Source organism: Rhodococcus sp. H29-C3 (genome assembly GCF_030063405.1).
Classification (GTDB): domain Bacteria; phylum Actinomycetota; class Actinomycetes; order Mycobacteriales; family Mycobacteriaceae; genus Rhodococcoides.
Genome location: NZ_JASITC010000009.1, coordinates 64,811 through 83,046, shown reverse-complemented (window position 1 = coordinate 83,046; position 18,236 = coordinate 64,811). Strand labels below are relative to the sequence as shown.

The following is an 18,236-nucleotide window of genomic DNA, read 5'->3' as shown; positions in this document are numbered from 1 at the left end:
CACGTTAATTGCATTTTCCGCACCGTCTGCGGCAAAACGCCAGTTCAGCACAGTTTCGCTCTGCAGAGAATTCGGTGACCTGCGTTAGGCTTCACATATGGACTTGCGACCAGGCCGAACACCTGCGGTGAGCGCATCGGTGGGCTCTGCCTTGCTCGCGTCTGCGGCCGTGGAGCCCGAGATCCCTCCGGCCGTTGCCAGGCGGATCGCGAAGGCGGTCGAGTCCTCCCGGTCGGCGGGGACTCGGCGCACCTACGCCACGGGATGGCGACGCTTCGCCGGCTGGTGCGAGCGGGAAGGCCACGTCGCCTTGCCTGCGCACCCGGTCACCGTCGCCGCGTATCTGGTCGATGCTGCCGACACCCGCAACGAGACGGGGGAGCGGGCCTACGCCGTCGCCACCTTCGGTACCTGGCTTGCGGCGATCAACCACCAGCACCGCACCACCGGTCACCTGTCGCCGTCGGCGCACGAACTCGTGACCGCGACCATGTCCGGGATCCGGCGCGAGTACGCCGCAGCGGGGGATCGGCCCCGCACCCCGCGAGACCCACTCCTGGTGGACGACATCAAGATCCTCGTCGAGACCGCCCGGAAGCGGTGCCGCGGCTGGTCCGATGAGGTCCTCGAACGACGAGATTCGGCAATCCTGCTGCTCGGGTTCTCCGGCGCATTCCGCCGCAGCGAACTCTCCGAGCTCGTGTGCGGGGACGTCACGCTGCATCGGCACGACGGACTGCACGTGCGGCTGCGGAAGTCGAAGACCGACCAGGAGGGCAGGGGAGCGGTGAAGGCTCTGCCGTACACAGAGTCTCACGAAACCTGCCCGCCCTGTGCCTACGTCCGGTGGGCACAGGTCGTTGCCGCGTTCGACGTCGGTGGCCGACCGTCGGTCATCCGGCTACTACGGAAACGAGAACCGTTCGTCGGGCATGTGTGCCGTGGGGGAGTACTTCCCCGGACCGCTGCCCGCGCACCCTTACTCCGCTCGGTCGTAAAGAATGGCAACCTCGGCGCTACGTCACTCTCCGGGGCAGCGATTCATCAGACCATCCGCCGCCGCGCCGAACACGCCGGATACGACCCGACCGTGCTCGCCAAGCTCGGTGGGCACTCGCTTCGCGCTGGGTTCGTTACGCAGGGCACCCGCAACGGCGCCGACGGCTCAGCCATCGCCCGCCAAACCGGACACGCCAGCCTCGACTCCGTCGAGGTCTACCGCCGCGAACATGCGCCTCTCGTGGGCAATGCCGTGACCGACATCGGGTTGTAGACCTCGCCGCGCCTTACATCCACCTCCGAACCTACCCGGCTTTCTAGACCACTAGTCTGGCTACGGTGCGGATCTATGTGACCAAGAAGCGCTCCGGATATCCTGACGGCGCGAGGTTCCCTTGCGTTGTACTACGCCCAGACAACTGGGACGACTTTGGATACAAGACGATGTACGACGCCGAACTCTTCGAAACCGCGAGTGCCGCATCGTCCCTCGGCTCAGTGAAGATCATGCGGCTCGGAATGAACACCGACGGTGCCAGATCTACCGATCTCCCCGTTGGTCTACTGCAGCTTGGTGATGAGTACTGCTCTCTCGGACAGGCAGCGTCCTATTACGAGACTTTGTCATCCCGACTCTCTGACACAGATCTCGACCTGTATCTACGGGACATCCGAGATGTTGTTGCCGATGAGCCACGCCGCCAACGATTTTCTCGCGAAGATGCCTTTGATACTTCGTTGCTACGTGAGGGGGGCGCGCGTCGAGCACTTGCAGACGCCGGGGATCTATTAAACGGCGTCCAGATGGCACGGGATCTGAACTTTCAATTCGAAACGAGCGTCGGGGGGAGTACTTTCCGAACCGAATTCCGGTTCGGCGATCTGGATGACATCCCATCCAGGATAAACGCAGTTATCGGATATAACGGTGTCGGAAAAACCAGCCTCATGGCAAACTTATCTCATGTCGCCTGGCGGGATGTTGCGCAGCGCGAAGAGATCGCAACTAAGTATGGACAAATTCTTCCGTCCGATCTCCCGTTCGGCAGAGTGGTCGCCATCTCATACTCGGCATTCGATACGTTCGAAATCCCAAGGCAAACCGATCAGTATGTCTATCGTGGTTTACGAGACGTTGCCGTAAACAGTGATGTCAATAGGTTGCGCACCGCGGATGAGATCGCCGACGAGTTAGAGGAGTCGTTGGAGCGCCTCCGGACGGACGACCGATGGTTGTCCTTGAACAATGCGCTGGCACCTATGCTTCGTGAACCATCGTTTCAAACTTCAGCCCTGACACTAGACTTCCGTGCATCCCGTGAGGACTGGCGACCCGTCTTCGATAACTTGAGCACTGGCCACAAGATCAGCTTGAACATAGTAGTTCAGCTCGTTTCGCAACTGGAGAACAAGTCGCTGGTACTTATAGACGAGCCGGAGAGTCATCTCCATCCTCCTCTCCTTGCAGCCCTTATGAAGGGAATATCGGAGGCGCTCCACGAAACTAACTCATTCGCGATCATAGCTACTCACTCGCCTGTCGTGTTACAAGAAGTTGCAACCAAATATGTCCAAGTACTCCGCCGGTACGGTGATCGGACGCAGATCGAGCGCCCCGCAAGTGAGACATTCGGCGAAAACGTCGGCATACTTACCCGAACAGTATTCAATCTGGACAACGCTGAGTCCGATTACGAAGGAATTCTACGAAAGCTAGCCGTGACACACGGATCTGACGGTTTGAGCGAAATTTTTCCGATGGGCCTTTCCTCTCAAGCTCTAGCCATTGTCATGGACGCAGAAACGCAATTGAACAATGATGCGGATATGTTCTGATGTACAACCTCATCAGTCCGCTAACTCCTCCACTTGAGGACTACGACAACGTGTCGAGCCATCGGCAGACCGCCTCGAAAAAGCGATTGTCAGAACTTCGGTCGGACGTTGCTATCGCCTACGAATCCTATATCGCTAATGCAAGAACAATGAAGTCACTCAAACCAGCCCCATTCACTGATCTCGACCGCAAGCTCCTTCGCAGTAACTTCGATTCACTCGACAAGGGAGCCGCATGCGCCAATATTAGAGATGACATACTAGCCTCCACTAGGCAAGGCCGATGCCCGTACTGCCGTCTTGAAGAGGCAACGACGCTGGATCACATCCTTGAGAAAAATACACACCCAGAATTTTCTATATTGCGTCAAAACCTTGCGCCGGTCTGCCTGCGATGCAATTCCACCAAACAGCATAATTCAAAACTTGCTGCCGGGCGAGAATTATTCCACGTGTATCTACAAGGTTACCCACCCGCTGACTTTTTGGTGTCGACCCCTGAACTAACCCCATTCGGTGTTGTCTTCAAATTTAAACTACAGTCACCACTAAATGTAGACCTGCGCTGGTGGGATGCCCTGAGTGTTCACTTCGAGCGGGTTAACCTTGCTGCACGATTACAATCACGTGCGCAGACCGAAATGCAAGATCGGCGCGAGGAAATGCTACGCGTGCAAAGTTCCGGTGGAACACAAGCAGTAGAGAAATATCTAAGGTCACTGGCTATGTCTGTAAGCGCGAACTGGTCGAAACAAGATTGGCTTTGCGTGCTTTTGACTGGAGCAGCAGACAGTAGACGGTTCTGCGACGAGGGCGTTCGCCTGCTCTGATGTTTTCAAAGTAGTTTTACCATCGCGGCACGCTCGATCCGAGGCCGATCACAACTTATAGAATTACGTTCTCGCAGCTGTACCAGTGCGGGAATGACATGTTGCTCACGGTATACGGTGGAGAACAAACTGAATTCGCGGAGTGTCTCGACCCGGACACTCTCTCTACTGGATAATCGCTCTACAAGCATCCGCTCTAAGGGGGCAAGCTGCGGATCGTCAAGATCGAAAAGCGCTTCACCGAACTCGTCCTTCGGGTCACGAAAACCAATTCCGTACTGTGCGTCAACCTCCCAAACCGACTGTTTCATCTTTTCTAGACCTCGCCGATGATTGGTTCCGAAAATTAGATACAGACTTTCTCCCTTCTTGGTCACAAGCTCAAAGTCCAATAAAAACTGGAAGCCCGCCTCTTTGAGCATTTTTCTGTACTTCCCCAGCAAGAAACCCTTTTTCTTACTCCCATCTTGAATGTCCGCAACTTCCCTCCAGCTCGAATCATGGCCGAACACTGCATCTACCTCGCCGCCTAAGGTGCTTACGAAACGAGTGAAGTGCTGGGGCATGAACGTCACAACTACTTCTGAGCTGGGGTTTTGCGCCAGACGCCGTATCAACCGGTAGGGCACCGGTGCGTTCCCCCAGGAGTCAAAAACCGCAAGAATGGGTTGATGCCATGCGCCCACAGCTTCTAAGGCTGGTTCGAAGGCTTCCGCACACGTTCCCTCCACAACAGATACTGGCATAAGGTCCAGTGGTCGAGGACGGACTGGGAAGTTGGCGCGCAGTTGTTCGCCTAGAATTTTCACACACCGCGGATCGTTGTCTACGAACACGAAACGTGTTGTCTTCTTTGTGTTCGCCAGTTCGGGCGTACCAAGGAGGGCCTGGATCGCGATGACCGGCGAGCCTGGGCTTCCGTCTTTGTATACCCCCGGGCCGGCAAACCCTTCGGCGTAAGTAACCGATGGGTAGCCGTTCTCGGACAGCAATATTGGATACCATCTCGCCAAGTACGCCCGGAAGATCTTGTGCTTCGCCTCGGTGTGTGGCGCCTTAGACCACGGAACCTCGCCGTCTACAGGCAAAGCGGCTCCTCCTGGCTCTCTGGAAAATCAGTAGGATATTGACTCCAGGTTCTTCCATTCAAGAGTCGCCCATTTTGCTTAGGCGTTCGGCCACCCCACTGCTTAAAGAAAAACGGAACATTCTGATCAATCAGCTGATCCCGGATGTCGATTACCCACTGTTCCTCGATCGGTCGCGAGTTTGGCCCAGACTCACCTCCAACGATGACCCAACCGATGCCCTCCAAGTTCATTCTTGGAAGGGCCTCCAGTAGCGGCTCACAAGATAGGAAACGAATGGTTGCGGGCACTTCGCGAAGTTCGTCGATTCTATTTAAGCTTGCTGCGTCCTCTACCGAAGTGCCCATCCAAACGTTGTTCGGCCAATCAAGCCGATCCGATACACGAGCCATACGATGCGCTCGTTTGGTAAGGATTTGGTATGTGTGCTGTGGCGTTTCCCGAATCACGTCGAAGATGTCCCGCACGAACGAGATGGGAACCTTCGGGTGGAACAGATCCGACATTGAGTTTACAAACACCATCCGCGGCTTCTTCCACTTCAGAGGCACAGAGAGTGCGGAAGGGTGGATGGTCACGCCGAAGCCAGGTCCCGAAGTAACAGGGTTACCATCCGCTTGATACTTCTCGACGCCCATTGCTTTCAGCCGACGAGCCAGTGCGAGTGCGTAGCAGTTGTCGCAACCGGCGGCTACGCGATCGCAACCCGTCACCGGGTTCCAGGTGACGTCGGTCCACTCAATCTGGGTAGCCATCTCACTCCTCTATTCCTGGAAGCCTAACGGGTAGGGGCACCCCGTCTGCGCCAACGTCCACCTGGCCTTGCACGTCGAGGGGAAACGTCGTCGGGAGACGCTTGGACTACGGGCCGCGTCGTCCTTGTCTCAGACGGCGTCAGGAGCTCGCGCCAGCGCAAGAGGGAAGGTATGCGCGAGCGATGACCCCGGGTTTTGACAAGATGTCTTGACGGTGCGGTAATGCGCCAACGATCGTCGATGCGGAATGAATGGAGCGCATCCGCTGCTTTGTCAGGCAATCGGAGAGCGCGGGTTTACGGGGGAGGCAGGTGTCCAGCGCCCTCCCGTGGACTCGAAGCTGCGGAAACTAGCAGCGCACGCGTTGATGTATTACCGAGTCCGCGCACTGAATGGGCGTTCAGTGACGGGAAGTGCAGGGCGTCTCCGGATTCGAGTAAGACCTGCTCATTCCCGATGGTCACCTCCACCGATCCGTGCAGAATGTAGAGCCATTCTTCTCCGGAATGGTGGGCAATGGGGGCATCCGAGGACGGTGGAATAGTCAACAGGACGGCATCGATACCCGGGTAGTTGCCCGACAGAGGCGTCATCGCACCGTTGGCAGATTCGTGGGGCGCGCATTCTCCGGCGCGCACCAGATGAAACGAGTAAGTCGGCTCCTCTGCAACGAGCTCACTCAACGTCACCTCGAATACGCGCGCCAGCTCGATCAACGTCCCCACCGACGACTGTCGACCACCTGACTCGATACGTGATAACTGCGTGGTGGACAAGCCGACTCGTTGACCGACGACGGCAAGGGTCCAACCTCGTTCGCGGCGAAGACTCGCAATCCTGCGTCCGATCCAGTTCTCGTCACTCGGGTGGGCAGACATAGCAGGCATCTTATCAATGCACACAAACTGAAAATTGCCTATCGGGTCACAATTATTGCCAGAGGGGTTGATTTGTCGAGAGCTGGCTGCGATGGTCGATTGCGAACAGGCTATTCGGTTCGCTATGAACGATACGCGCCGTCACCGACCAGAAGTCGGCTTCGACGGCATCTAGGGACGGAGTGCCAGTGACCGATATCGAGGCGCGACGGCCATCCGGTGACACCCCGGCCGTCCCCGCCCGAACCCCTTTGTCCGTGGTGGGCGTGGGTGCAGCTGTGGTGGCGATCGTGCTGCTGGGCCTCAATCTGCGTTTGGTGTTCGGGAGCGCGTCGGCGATGCTAAACGAAATTCGCCAGGCCTACGGCCTCGGCGCTGGTTCTGCCGCGTTGCTGACCACGGGTCCGGTCCTGTGCCTCGGTGTGTTCGCCGCCATTGCGACTCAGGCGGTCCGGCGGTGGACCGTACCTGCGGTGCTGACCGGTTGCCTGATTCTGGTTCTCATCGGGACGGCGCTACGGGGCACATCGTGGTGGCCGGTGCTCGTGTTCGGTACCCTGCTCGCCGGGATCGGTATCGCAGTCGCGAACGTCCTCGGCCCAATCCTGATCCGCCTGCTCTTTCCACACCGAATCGGATTGATGACAGGCTTGTTCACCGCACTGGTCAGTGCAAGCGCGGGCATCGCCTCCGGAGTCACGATCCCGCTCGATACGTCCGTGTTCCACAACTGGCGCACGACACTCCTGGCATGGGCGATACCGTCCGCACTCGCAGTAGCGGCCATGGCACTTCTCGCGTGGCGGCATCACCGCTTCGACCGCACGACGACCTCGGTAACCCGATCCACTCAGCCTCTGTGGCAGGCCGGCGTCCTGCGATCACAAGTCGCCTGGGCTATCACCGGATTCATGGGACTGCAATCTTTGTTGGCCTATTCGATGATCGCCTGGCTCCCCACGATCTACCGAGACCGCGGTCTCACCGCGGAAAGTGCGGGGCTTCTACTGACCGCACTGTCGATCTCGAGCATCGCAACGGCACTGACCGTCCCCGTGGTCGCCGCCCGTGTCCGTCGACAGAGCGTGCTCGCGGTCGCTGTTGTTGCATTGTCCGTCGCCGGCCTGATCGGCGTTCTCGTCGGCGGCGTCGGCGCCGCGGTGGTGTGGGCGATCCTGCTCGGACTCGGCCAGGGTGGCCAACTTTCGCTCGCCCTGACACTGATTAACCTTCGAGCCCCGAACACATCCATCGCTACCAGCCTTTCGACCATGACCCAATCGATCGGATACCTCATTGCCGCACTCGGACCGATCACTGCGGGAGCTATACACGGTGCAACCGGCACGTGGACCACACCACTCGTCGTACTTCTCACGGCAATGATTCCGCTGACGTTATGCGGGTGGATGGCCGGGCGAGATGCCCCAGCGGCGTGGCGCGCCTAAAGAGCATCAACCATCGAGCGATCGACAAGGGGGGAAAATGGGATCACTGGCCATCGTCGGGTGCGGTGCAGCCGGGACCGCGCTAGTAGTGCACCTGGCGCATCGCGAGTGGGAAGGTATCGACCGGGTCCTGATTATCGATCCGCGACTGCCCGCTTCCGGCACAGCGTTCGACAGGGATGAAGAATACTTGTTGTGCAACACCAGTGTTGGCGTCAACTCCGTGAATCCTCACGATCCCGGCCACTTCCTCGACTGGTTGAGACGGAACCCCACCCGCACTACACGGTGGGGAGTGGCCTCGGCCCAGATCACCGAACACTCCTATTTGCCTCGCGGATTGTTTCTCGCCTACCTCGCTGCGCAGTTCAATTCGGCTGTCACGCAAGCGCAGTCACACGGGGTGTTCGTTGACCACGTTCCGGCATCGGCACACACGATCGAATCGACCGCATCCGGAGTCACGGTCGTCACCGACAGCGGCGAAACCTTTCCAGTCGACGAGGCAGTTGTCTGCACCGGGCTGCACCCCTCCGCGCACACACTTCAACGTCGGGACATGTCCAACAGCCGGCTGTGGGGCGCCTACGACACTCCTCGCCACGTGGCCGAACTCAAGCAAGCCCGACAGGTGCTCGTTCTCGGGATGCGTCAGAGCGCCATCGATGCTGCGCAGATGGTGCACGAGTTCAACCCGGACGCCGAGGTCATCATGGCCTCACGCACCGGAAGGTTGCCCGCAGTACGAACAGAAATGAGGGAGTCTGCCTCCTCTGTCGTTACTCCGACCGCGGTAATCGACTTACCCGGCTACGGAGCACCAGGAGGGGTCTCGCGGTGGCGCCACCTCATCATGAAGGAATTGCGCCAGCACGAACCAGTCGGAACACTCCTCCCCGAACGACGAACGACAGCATCCGATCAATTGCGTAGCGACCTCGAACACGCCCGTTCCGCGAGTCCCGCCTGGCAACACATCGATCGCAACGCCGTCACCGTGGCAAATACAGTGTGGCCTCGAACCCCACCGGACCGGCGACGAGAGCTCGCAAAGTGGTTCGACCGATTCATTCTTCGATACGTATCAGCCATACCCGACTCGGTCGCCGATCGACTGATCATCAGCGAACAACAACATCAGTTGAAGTTCGTCCGGGCAGTCGAGGAACCGACGTTCAGTCACTCTCTAATCCAGCTTGCCTCAGAGGAAGGTTCGAACACATTCGATGTCGCCATAGATGCAACCGGACTGAGCGCAGAGTCCGAGACTCTACGGACTGTCGACACGAGTCACTCGGACGCCCGAGTGCACCGACTCGGACCTGCCGCAGTAGGTCAGATCGCAATACCGAACTACTTCAATGCCTCTGCGCGACAGGCATCCCGACTCGCCGACAAGTTGACCAGACAACCGATAACTACCGGTACAGGACAATGACATGACACCACGCATCGCCATCGTCGATGGGTATTCGACCGGCCGCCTCCTCGCCCCCGCCATACATGCGTTAGGCGGAGAGACCGTCCATATCGTCAGCAGCCCCTCACCCCCTGCAATCCTGAAACGCAGCAGTGGCCACGGAGCCCAGTGCGCTCTGCCCCACGCAGCGCCACAGGTAATCGCACGCCAACTCCAAGAGCGTGGCATAGACGCTGTACTCGCCGGAGCAGAATCCGGCGTCCTCTTCGCCGACGAACTCTGCCACCACCTGGGTTTGACCTGGAACGTGCACCGCCTGAGTGCAGCACGACGAGACAAGTACATGATGATCGAGGAACTTCGTGCCGCTGGACTTCTGGTGGTCCAACAAATCCGCTCGGCAGATCCAACTGAGATACACCGCTGGGCAAAAGGTCAGCACGAATGGCCGATCGTCATCAAACCCGTGATGTCGACCAGCTCGGAAGACATATTCTTCTGCCACAATCTTGAACAGATCACACTCGCCACCGACACCATAATCGGAAAACTCAACTACCTCGACGTGTTGAACACCGATGTTCTCGCCCAAACCTATCTCGATGGACCGATCTACGTCGTCAACAGTGTCAGCCACCACGGACGCCACACCACCAGCGACATCTGGCAATTCGACTTCGAGCGGACTCCAGGCAAAGGCATACGAATGGTGCAGCATACTCTGCTGACTCCCACATTCGACAAACTGAACGAACTAGTCGACTACAACAACCGCGCATTGACTGCGCTCGGCATCCACAACGGACCATCACACACCGAACTCAAGCTGACACCCCATGGCCCGAGCATGATCGAAACCGGAGCGCGGTTGATGGGGGCGACGATCGAAGAGATACCCTTCCGCCGCTCGATGAAATCCACCCAAGTGGACCTGACGGCGCAAGCACTTTGCACACCAACGGTATTCGCCGCACGCGAACAAGTGCAGCACCCCGACCTTCCGATGGCCATCGTCTGGGTCCACTTCGACACCGACGGCCGCGTCACCGGGACCGACGGACTCCGGCAACTCGACGACATCGCCTCCGTCGTCGGACTGTATGGGCTGCCAGTTCAAGGCGACCTCGTCTTGCCGTCCAGCGACACCACCGGCCAACACGGTTTCATCTACTTGCAGTCCGACAACGAGCTTCACCTTCACCGCGACTGCCGTCGAGTTCGGCGCCTCATTCGCGACAGTGCACTGTTCGATCTCGACACTCGAAAGGTCGGCTGATGCCAACCACCGCCCCGGAGATGACCATGTCCACAGAGCTGGTCACCGTTCCTCTGATAACCACATATCAGTACTCGCGCGCCTCCGATGACAGTTGCACTCTGGTTCGGGTTACTTTCCGCGACGGCCAACATTACGGTCGGGGAGAGGGTTCGCCGTTCGAGAGCTTCTTCCAAACTGACACAACCGACGCCAGAGAGGCCCTGGATTCGGCTGCAACCCTTCTCGAAACCGGTGAATCACCGGCCGACATCATCGACCGTTCGCGCAACATGCCCGTCAAGAACGCGATCGAGGCTGCGTGGGTCGACTTCACAGCCAAACGCACGAACACAACTGCCGCTGAGCAACTCGACGTCCAAGTTCCAGACCAGCAGGTCGTCATGACGACGATCTCGATGGGTGATCAACGCACCATCGAAGCGGAACTCGAACGTACCGCGGCGCATCCGCTGTTGAAACTCAAACTCGGTTCAGGCAATGACACCGAGCGAATTCGTATTACTCGACGTCACCGTCCAGATGCACGCCTGGTCGTCGACGTCAATGGAGACTGGGACGCCGCGGCGCTGGACCGCATGCTTCCCGTGCTCCTCGACGCGGACGTCGAAATGATCGAACAACCACTACCACCCACAACCGACTCCAGTCTCGCTCGATTCGATTCTCCTATTCCCATCTTTGCTGACGAATCCTTCTCGACAGCAACGGATCTCGACAGACTTGTCGGACTCTACGACGGAGTGAACGTCAAGCTCGACAAATGCGGCGGCGTAACTTCCGCTCTCGCCTGTATCGAGTCGGCCCGGGCCCGCGGACTACGCATCATGGTCGGCTGCCTACCCGCGTCCTCGCTCTCCACCGCAGTCGGTATGCATGCAGTCGCCGATGCCGAGTGGGTTGATCTGGACAACCACCTCTGGCTGCGATACGACGTCGACCCATCCATCGGATACAGCAATGGGCTCGTGTACGCCCCCGATAGCGAATTGTGGGGATAGCGCAATGATGACAACGTCGAACAGCCCTAGTAGCGAACAGCTGCGGCTGCATCCATCGTCATTCGAATTCGTAGACACTCACAACGACCTGCTCATGTTGGTAGTCAAACGCCCACGTGAACGGTGGGGGAGGTACTTCCGCGACAACTGGCTTCCACAGCTGAAGGCAGGCGGAGTCGGTATCCAGGTCCTAGCTGTCTACGTCGACCACACACTGTTCGGTGAAGCCTCACTTCGTGAAATATTCAGGATGATCGAGGCGGCCCATGTGATCGCTGCGGAAAACGCAGACACCGTGCGGTTATGCACCGGCCGCGCTGAGATCGACCGAGCACGTGCCGGCGATCGTATTGCACTGGTACTGGCAATCGAAGGATGTGGTGCGTTTGCCCCCAATTTGGAGTTGTTCGGCCAAGTTCATCGGCTGGGGGTTCGGATGATTTCGCTCGTCCACATGGGACGCAATGCATTTGCCGACGCCAGTGATCAGGACGCGGCGCACGGCGGTCTCACCAGCCTGGGAAGAGACGCCCTAGGCATCATCGAATCGCTGGGGATGATTTTCGACATCTCGCATCTCGGCGCGTTCGGTGTCGATGACGTCCTCGGCCTCGCTGAACAACCGATGATTGCCAGTCATTCATCCGCCCGCGCCCTACGCGACCACCACCGCAACCTCACCGACCGGCAACTCCGCTCGGTCGCCGAACGTAACGGTGTCGTCTGCGTGAACTTCATGGCCTCGTTCCTCGCCACATCGGGTGCAACGGTCCAGCACCTGGCAGACCATGTCGAGCACATACGCGCAGTAGCCGGGCCTGCCCACGTCGGGATAGGACCTGATTTCGTCGCCGAAGTCTTCGCCGAAGTAGCCCCCGCAACAGTCGGACCAGGTTTCGCCGATTTCGATCCCATAGAAACCATCGATGGCCTCGAGGGCCCCTCAGGGCTTCCACTTCTGACCGAAGAATTGCAGCGTAGGGGCTGGCCCGACCACGACATCGACACACTTCACCGAACAAACGTCCTAGACCTACTCGGCTCGATCTGCCCGTGACTGAACGGTGAACACCGCTGTTTCGACTCGCCCGAGGGACTGCCCCGAGTTCAGTTGACTGTCGGGGTTGAGTGATTCAGGCCGCGTGTGCGGTCTGGTTAATTGTCTCAAACTCGACTGGCGTGAGTTTGCCGAGGCGTCGTTGGCGTCGCTTTCGGTGGTAGGTCCGCTCGATCCAGGTCACTATTGCCAGCCGTAGTTGTTCGCGGGTCGACCAGCGTTGCCGATCGAGAACGTTCTTCTGAAGTAGGGCGAAAAACGACTCCATTGCAGCATTGTCTCCGCATGCCCCGACCCGCCCCATTGATCCGTGTAAGTTGTTGTGTGACAGTTCATGTACGAATTTGCGCGACCGGAATTGGCTGCCCCGATCCGAGTGGACGATGGTCCCGGCCGGATCTCGTTGCTCGACTGCGTTTCGTAGCGCGGCCACTGCGAGGGACGCTTTCATGCGGGAGTCGATCGAGTAGCCGACGATCTTGTTCGAGTACAAGTCCTTGATGGCACAGAGGTAGAGCTTGCCCTCGTCGGTGCGGTGTTCGGTGATGTCGGTCAGCCATATCTGGTTTCGCTCCTCTGCCGTGAACTGGCGGTCGACGAGGTCATCGTGGACGGGCGGGCCGGCTTTTCTGTTCAGACCGCGCTTCTTGGAGAACACGGACCAGAGTCGTTCTTGTGAGCACAGTCGTGCGACTCTGTTCTCGCAGGCAAGGATGCCGCGTTCGGGCAGTTCGTCTGCGATGAAGCGGTAGCCGAAGGCTGGATCGTCGGCGTGGATTTCTCGGGCGACGTTGATCAGATGCGCATCGTCCCAATCGCGTTGTGTTACTGGGTGTTTCCTCCATTTATAGAATGCTTGAGTAGAGAATCCGAGAACCCGGCAGGTCACTGTGACGGGCACTCCGTCGGCAGCAAGGTCGAGGACCAGCGGGTAGATCATTTTGGGTTGACGTCCCGGGAGAGGTAGGCGACAGCCCGGCGCATGACCTCAGCTTCTTGCTCAAGGAGTTTGATGCGCTTTCGGGCTTCTCGCAGCTCCGCGGACTCGTCCAAGCCGGCTGAGGTGGTCTTGGTGGCGATACCGTCGTCGCGGTTGGCGATCTTGAGCCAGCGGTGCAGGCAGCCTTCGGAGACGCCGAAGTCCTTTGCAATCTGGCGCAGCGGTGCCTCGCCTTTGCGTGCGACAGCGATGACGTCGCGGCGGAACTCCTCGGGAAATGCTTTCGGCATGGGGAACATCCTTCCACCGTGAGGAGCAATCCTCACAGATCAGATGTCAACACTAATAATGGTTGAAGCGTCGAGCAGCGTCGTCTGACTCGAATGTCAACTGACTGAACCATGTCCTCGTTTGGATTTGTCGGCGGCCGTTGCTCGACGCTCCCGCCTCGACACCGCTGCCGAAGTGGGGCGTCGCCGAGTCTCGGTTGTGTGACCTCATAGGAGCCTTGACCTCATCGTTAGTGTTTTGTCCGCTAACCGCGCCCGGCGGCGACACGACAGGACGACAAGTCGTCCACCGAGTACGGGATGGGGTAGAAATTGTCCGAAAATTCAGTCGCCGACGCTGTCTACGCGGGAATCGACACGCACAAGGATTTTCACGTCGCCGCGGTCGTCGACCATCTGGGTCGACTGCTAGACACATTCACAGCCGCGACGACGGTCGCCGGGTATCGAACTCTGCTGCAGTGGATTACGTCATTCGGCGACGTGGACCGGATCGGAGTCGAAGGCACAGGCTCCTACGGAGTCGCCATCACCCGACTGCTTCGCGACCGAGAACTCGAGGTCGTCGAAGTGAACCGGCCAAACCGGCAGATGCGGAGACTGCGCGGCAAAACCGATGCGGCCGATGCCGAAGCTGCGGCGCGGGCCGCTCTCGCCGGCGCCGCAGCGGCCGTCCCGAAGTCGCACGACGGAGCTATCGAGTCGATCCGACTTCTCCGTGTGACACTGACTGGTCTGCGCAAATGCTCTACAGCGCTGACGAATTCGCTGCGCAACATCATCGTCGGTGCTCCACCGGAATTACGCGATCAACTCGAACCGATGACCATCGGCACCTTGTTGCATCATTGCTCCAGCTTCCGTGTCCCGGCCGGCGCGCCTACCGACGCTCGGGTAGCCGTCAGGTCGACGCTTCGTTCACTCTCACGGCAGATCCTCTTCCAGCAACACGAGATGGATCGGCTCCGAAGCGAGTTGACCGAGCTGGTGCGCCGAGTCAACCCCGCGTTGCTCGCAGCACCGGGCATTGGGGTTGACAGCGCTTCAACCCTGCTCGTCACCGCAGGAGATAATCCCGAACGACTCCACAGCGAGGCATCTTTCGCTGCTCTGTGCGGCGTGTCGCCGATCGAAGCGTCGTCGGGCAAGCACACCCGGCACAGGCTCAATCGCGGTGGAGATCGCCAAGCGAACAACGCCCTGTGGCGTATCGCGCTGATCCGATCCTCCAGCGATGAACGCACCCGCACTTACGTGGCGCGGAGGACCGCCGAGGGGAAATCGCCGCGGGAAATCAGGCGTTGCCTCAAACGGCACATCGCCCGTGAGGTCTACACCCTTCTCGTCCACCCGCAGTCCGTCCCCGGCACCGATGACCTTCGGCCACTACGCCACCGAGTCGGTCTGTCGATGCAGTCCTGCGCCGACCACTTCGCGGTCTCCCTCACGACGATCTCGCGCACAGAACGGGCTATCAAACCGAACCACCAATTCGCCTCTCGCTACCGCGAATGGTTGACGGGACAACTTTCCGATTCCGCTTGACACCAATAGGAGCATCCAAAGCCGGGGCAGTCCCCATCCACGGATTGAATACCCCGGCGTGTCCGGATGGCAGGTCCCCGATATCGGACCACCGCTTTCTAGAGTCACGGTGTGCGATTGATTCAGTCGATCTCGCAGCCGTCCACCGGTTGGTGCTGGTGGGTGCATTGGGCAGCGTACTCGGGACGGCGTCCGGTAACCGAGCGACGAGTGCCGGCGTTGGCGGTTGTGGAAGATCTCGAGGTGCTCGAACATGGCGTTGGCCAATTCGATCCTCGTTTTCCATCGTTTCTGGTCATAAGCTCGGTTGCATTCGGCCCCAGAAGGATTCGATCACGGCGTTGTCATAGCATTGACCGGCTAATAATGGCTGGTGCTCCGCCGTTTTGTGGCTGAATGGTTCATCAGGTCAGGTTGCCAAGGCGGCGGAGTCGTTCTTCGTGTTTGGTGACGGTAGCGGCGAGTGTTTCGACGACGCTGCGCAGGTGTGCGACTTCGGTGGCCAAGCCGGTGAGGGTCCGTGCGTCGGTTTGTCTGGCGCGGTGTTCGTCGATCACGGCGCGTAGGTCCTTGTTTCGGTAGAGCGATCCTCGAGCGATTTGCGCCGCTTCCGCGACGGCGGTGAAAGTGACTCGATGTCCCGTGGTGGTGAGGTCAAAGCAGACTTGTTCGACCCGCAGGAGTGGATTGTCGATCATGCGGAGTCCGATTGGGCGATGAGGGTGTCGAGCCGGGTAACGAGTGCATGGTGTCTGGTTGCTTCGGCAATCCATCCGCGCTTTTCGGCGTCTGCTGCGAGGTCGGCGGCATCGACACGTTGAGCAGACAGTACTCCGAGATGTGTTGTGTCGGTGTGAAAGCTGGGGCAATGCTCGCAGATGTTGGCGTATGGACATGAGCCTTGGGCGGGTGCGCGCAGGCAGTAACCGCCGGCGAGGCGCGACTTGATCGTGGGGGTGTCTTTCCAACCGCCGCTGACGTCGGTCAGTGGCAATTGTGGTCTATTGGTGGGCATGGGTCCGATGTGGCTTTTCGCGAGGTTGAGGGCTCGTTCGTATTCGGTGCGTACTGTGCTGTCGAACAGATGGGCGTATCGCAGGCTCATTTGCGTGGAGACGTGACCGAGTAGTGCCATTAACCTCGGGCTTTCACGCCGGTAGGTGGGCGTGGCGTGTCAGAACAGAAGAATGGTGCTCTGACCTGGGAGAATTCGACTTACCACAGTTGAAGTCCGACCAGTTCGAGGAGCACCATTCTGGTGAGCAAGTCTACGTCGCCGTACCCCACCCTGTCCGTCGATGCCACCGGAACCGGTGTCGTGTCGCACGCTGGAGCGGTGACGCTGCTCCGAACCGCCGAGGTCACCGGACTCACCGCAGCCCTCTCACAAAGCCTCTCGCCGTGGCGTAAACCGTTGGCGCACTTCGACCCAGGGAAGATCGTCACCGACCTCGCCGTGTCGCTGACGCTCGGCGGAGACTGCCTCGCCGACATCGCCACCCTGCGCGAACACACCACCGTGTTCGGAAGAGTGCCCTCCGATCCGACCGTTTCCCGTCTGATCGCCGCACTGTCCGCCGATGCACCCGCCGCGCTCACCGCAATCGACACAGCGCGAGTATCTGCCCGCGCTGCGGCGTGGGGACATGCCGGCAAGAACGCGCCCGATCACGACATCACCGCCCAGAACCCGATCGTGATCGACCTCGACGCCACCCTCGTTACCGCCCATTCGGAGAAAGAGAACGCGGCACCGACCTACAAACGCGGCTTCGGATTCCACCCCCTGCTGGCGTTCGTCGACCACGGCACCGGCGGCACCGGTGAACCCGTCGCAGCACTGTTACGGCCGGGCAACGCCGGATCCAACACTGCCGACGACCACATCTCGGTCACACGAAAAGCATTGGCACAGTTACCGAACGTGCACACTGCCCGGCCCGGTAAGAAGGTCCTCGTCCGCACCGACGGCGCCGGAGCCAGCCACAAATACCTCACCTGGCTACACAACAGAGGAGTGTCGTATTCCATCGGGTTCGGGCTCACCGACGCGATGGTCACCGCCCTCGCCGACGCCCCCGAGAGCGCGTGGTCTGTCGCCGTCGACCATGCGGAGCAGGTTCGACGGCGGCGCCTGGGTCATCGACGCCACCGGTCTTCTCGACCTCACTACGTGGCCGACCGGGATGCGTGTGATCATCAGGAAGGAACGCCCGCACCCCGGTGCACAGCTGAGGTTCACCGATTCCGACGGTCTTCGATTGACCGCGTTCGCCACCAATACCGTCAGCGGTCAGGTGCAGGATCTCGAACTGCGGCACCGCCGCCGCGCCCGCTGCGAAGACCGGATCCGAAACTCGAAAGACACTGGGCTCGGGAACTTTCCGCTGTACGGCTTCGACCAGAACCGCATCTGGTTGGCAATCGTCGAGCTCGCCCTGGACTTGATGGCGTGGACTCAGATGCTCGGCTTCACCGACCACGAAGCGCGCAGGTGGGAGCCGAAACGTGTTCGTCTGCGGGTGTTCTCGATCGCAGGACGCATTTCGAGCCATGCGCGACGTATCCACCTGAAACTGTCGAAGAACGCGACATGGTCGACCCTCATCGTCACCGCACTGACCCGGCTGGCGGCGCTACCCGCGCCCACCTGACCGCAATCCACCCGACCCGACAACCCCGAAAGAACCCCAACCTCAGGCCGTGGATCCGAGCGCCGCCGATCGACATCGGCCGCGCCATCGTGCGCCGACCAGGCTCGAAACACAATCTCGACCCGCTCAGGCCAGCACATCACCGGGGAGAAAGATCGAGGTTAACGCTTGCAACGACACCCCGGCGCGGAATAAATCAAGTCAAGTGAGACACTGGGC

General features: G+C 59.5%; 16 protein-coding genes and 2 pseudogenes. 11 read left to right on the top strand and 7 right to left on the bottom strand.

Translation table 11 applies throughout. The features are described 5' to 3' along the window. Positions 1-97 precede the first annotated feature (97 nt). The 3 genes from QMK32_RS18745 to QMK32_RS18735 all read left to right on the top strand — a co-directional run bounded on the left by QMK32_RS18745 (position 98) and on the right by QMK32_RS18735 (position 3,665). On the top strand, positions 98-1,273 hold the full coding sequence (locus tag QMK32_RS18745) for a site-specific integrase (protein ID WP_283476687.1): 1,176 nt from the start codon (positions 98-100) through the stop codon (positions 1,271-1,273). A gap of 77 nt (positions 1,274-1,350) precedes the next feature. Then, positions 1,351-2,835 (top strand): ATP-dependent nuclease, encoded by a 1,485-nt coding sequence (locus tag QMK32_RS18740; protein ID WP_283476685.1) that lies wholly within the window; start codon positions 1,351-1,353, stop codon positions 2,833-2,835. Beyond that, positions 2,835-3,665 (top strand): HNH endonuclease signature motif containing protein, encoded by an 831-nt coding sequence (locus QMK32_RS18735; RefSeq protein ID WP_283476684.1) that lies wholly within the window; start codon positions 2,835-2,837, stop codon positions 3,663-3,665. Before QMK32_RS18740 ends, QMK32_RS18735 begins: the two co-directional genes overlap by 1 nt. A 5-nt stretch (positions 3,666-3,670) precedes the next feature. On the opposite strand, the gene QMK32_RS18730 is transcribed toward QMK32_RS18735, so the two are convergent. From QMK32_RS18730 to QMK32_RS18720, 3 genes are all read right to left on the bottom strand, one after another. Further along, positions 3,671-4,753: a three-Cys-motif partner protein TcmP gene (locus QMK32_RS18730; protein ID WP_283476683.1), complete on the bottom strand. Its 1,083-nt coding sequence runs from the start codon at positions 4,751-4,753 to the stop codon at positions 3,671-3,673. Next, positions 4,744-5,508 carry a DUF5131 family protein gene (locus QMK32_RS18725; RefSeq protein ID WP_283476682.1) on the bottom strand — a complete coding sequence of 255 codons (765 nt, stop codon included), beginning with the start codon at positions 5,506-5,508 and terminating at the stop codon, positions 4,744-4,746. The genes QMK32_RS18730 and QMK32_RS18725 overlap by 10 nt, the downstream gene beginning before the upstream one ends. A 296-nt stretch (positions 5,509-5,804) precedes the next feature. Beyond that, positions 5,805-6,386 carry a helix-turn-helix domain-containing protein gene (locus tag QMK32_RS18720; RefSeq protein ID WP_283476681.1) on the bottom strand — a complete coding sequence of 194 codons (582 nt, stop codon included), beginning with the start codon at positions 6,384-6,386 and terminating at the stop codon, positions 5,805-5,807. Positions 6,387-6,574: 188 nt separating this feature from the next. Between QMK32_RS18720 and QMK32_RS18715 the strand changes: the two genes are divergently transcribed. The 5 genes from QMK32_RS18715 to QMK32_RS18695 are packed head-to-tail and all read left to right on the top strand — an operon-like array spanning position 6,575 to position 12,588. Continuing rightward, positions 6,575-7,834 (top strand): MFS transporter, encoded by a 1,260-nt coding sequence (locus QMK32_RS18715; protein WP_283476680.1) that lies wholly within the window; start codon positions 6,575-6,577, stop codon positions 7,832-7,834. Positions 7,835-7,871: 37 nt separating this feature from the next. After that, complete coding sequence (locus tag QMK32_RS18710) at positions 7,872-9,272, top strand: FAD/NAD(P)-binding protein (RefSeq protein ID WP_283476679.1); 1,401 nt, start codon at positions 7,872-7,874, stop codon at positions 9,270-9,272. Between the two features lies 1 nt (position 9,273). Then, positions 9,274-10,530 (top strand): ATP-grasp domain-containing protein, encoded by a 1,257-nt coding sequence (locus QMK32_RS18705; RefSeq protein ID WP_283476677.1) that lies wholly within the window; start codon positions 9,274-9,276, stop codon positions 10,528-10,530. Continuing rightward, positions 10,530-11,531, top strand: a complete 1,002-nt coding sequence (locus QMK32_RS18700) for an enolase C-terminal domain-like protein (RefSeq protein ID WP_283476675.1) — start codon at positions 10,530-10,532, stop codon at positions 11,529-11,531. The genes QMK32_RS18705 and QMK32_RS18700 overlap by 1 nt, the downstream gene beginning before the upstream one ends. Further along, positions 11,419-12,588 (top strand): dipeptidase, encoded by a 1,170-nt coding sequence (locus QMK32_RS18695; RefSeq protein WP_349307577.1) that lies wholly within the window; start codon positions 11,419-11,421, stop codon positions 12,586-12,588. The genes QMK32_RS18700 and QMK32_RS18695 overlap by 113 nt, the downstream gene beginning before the upstream one ends. A 76-nt stretch (positions 12,589-12,664) precedes the next feature. Here QMK32_RS18695 and QMK32_RS18690 read toward each other — a convergent pair. Further along, a protein-coding gene (locus QMK32_RS18690) for an IS3 family transposase (protein WP_283476674.1) occupies positions 12,665-13,818 on the bottom strand; the annotation gives its coding sequence in 2 pieces (ribosomal slippage) (positions 12,665-13,530 and positions 13,530-13,818; 1,155 coding nt in all). A 312-nt stretch (positions 13,819-14,130) separates the two neighbouring features. Here QMK32_RS18690 and QMK32_RS18685 point away from each other — a divergent pair. Then, positions 14,131-15,363, top strand: a complete 1,233-nt coding sequence (locus QMK32_RS18685) for an IS110 family RNA-guided transposase (protein ID WP_283476672.1) — start codon at positions 14,131-14,133, stop codon at positions 15,361-15,363. Between the two features lie 186 nt (positions 15,364-15,549). On the opposite strand, the pseudogene QMK32_RS18680 reads toward QMK32_RS18685, so the two are convergent. The 3 genes and pseudogenes from QMK32_RS18680 to QMK32_RS18670 form a co-directional block, all read right to left on the bottom strand. Further along, positions 15,550-15,721: pseudogene (locus tag QMK32_RS18680) on the bottom strand (integrase core domain-containing protein); the annotation flags it as partial. 46 nt (positions 15,722-15,767) lie between these two features. After that, the gene (locus QMK32_RS18675) at positions 15,768-16,061 is read right to left on the bottom strand and encodes a hypothetical protein (protein ID WP_283476671.1); all 294 of its coding nucleotides are present in this window, start codon (positions 16,059-16,061) and stop codon (positions 15,768-15,770) included. Further along, the gene (locus QMK32_RS18670; RefSeq protein ID WP_283476670.1) at positions 16,058-16,468 is read right to left on the bottom strand and encodes a hypothetical protein; all 411 of its coding nucleotides are present in this window, start codon (positions 16,466-16,468) and stop codon (positions 16,058-16,060) included. Before QMK32_RS18670 ends, QMK32_RS18675 begins: the two co-directional genes overlap by 4 nt. A gap of 153 nt (positions 16,469-16,621) precedes the next feature. Between QMK32_RS18670 and QMK32_RS18665 the strand changes: the two are divergent. Next, a pseudogene (locus QMK32_RS18665) lies at positions 16,622-17,512 on the top strand (IS1380 family transposase); the annotation flags it as partial. Further along, positions 17,472-18,017: a transposase gene (locus QMK32_RS18660; RefSeq protein WP_349307579.1), complete on the top strand. Its 546-nt coding sequence runs from the start codon at positions 17,472-17,474 to the stop codon at positions 18,015-18,017. The pseudogene QMK32_RS18665 and the gene QMK32_RS18660, both read left to right, overlap by 41 nt. Positions 18,018-18,236 lie beyond the last annotated feature (219 nt).

Bases quoted from the DNA above. Each gene is read 5' to 3' on its own strand.
- QMK32_RS18705 (WP_283476677.1), top strand. From the start codon at position 9,274: ATGACACCACGCATCGCCATCGTCGATGGGTATTCGACCGGCCGCCTC.
- QMK32_RS18745 (WP_283476687.1), top strand. From the start codon at position 98: ATGGACTTGCGACCAGGCCGAACACCTGCGGTGAGCGCATCGGTGGGC.
- QMK32_RS18700 (WP_283476675.1), top strand. From the start codon at position 10,530: ATGCCAACCACCGCCCCGGAGATGACCATGTCCACAGAGCTGGTCACC.
- QMK32_RS18670 (WP_283476670.1), bottom strand. From the start codon at position 16,468: ATGAGCCTGCGATACGCCCATCTGTTCGACAGCACAGTACGCACCGAA.
- QMK32_RS18675 (WP_283476671.1), bottom strand. From the start codon at position 16,061: ATGATCGACAATCCACTCCTGCGGGTCGAACAAGTCTGCTTTGACCTC.
- QMK32_RS18735 (WP_283476684.1), top strand. From the start codon at position 2,835: ATGTACAACCTCATCAGTCCGCTAACTCCTCCACTTGAGGACTACGAC.
- QMK32_RS18695 (WP_349307577.1), top strand. From the start codon at position 11,419: ATGCCGAGTGGGTTGATCTGGACAACCACCTCTGGCTGCGATACGACG.
- QMK32_RS18710 (WP_283476679.1), top strand. From the start codon at position 7,872: ATGGGATCACTGGCCATCGTCGGGTGCGGTGCAGCCGGGACCGCGCTA.
- QMK32_RS18720 (WP_283476681.1), bottom strand. From the start codon at position 6,386: ATGTCTGCCCACCCGAGTGACGAGAACTGGATCGGACGCAGGATTGCG.
- QMK32_RS18660 (WP_349307579.1), top strand. From the start codon at position 17,472: ATGCGGAGCAGGTTCGACGGCGGCGCCTGGGTCATCGACGCCACCGGT.
- QMK32_RS18725 (WP_283476682.1), bottom strand. From the start codon at position 5,508: ATGGCTACCCAGATTGAGTGGACCGACGTCACCTGGAACCCGGTGACG.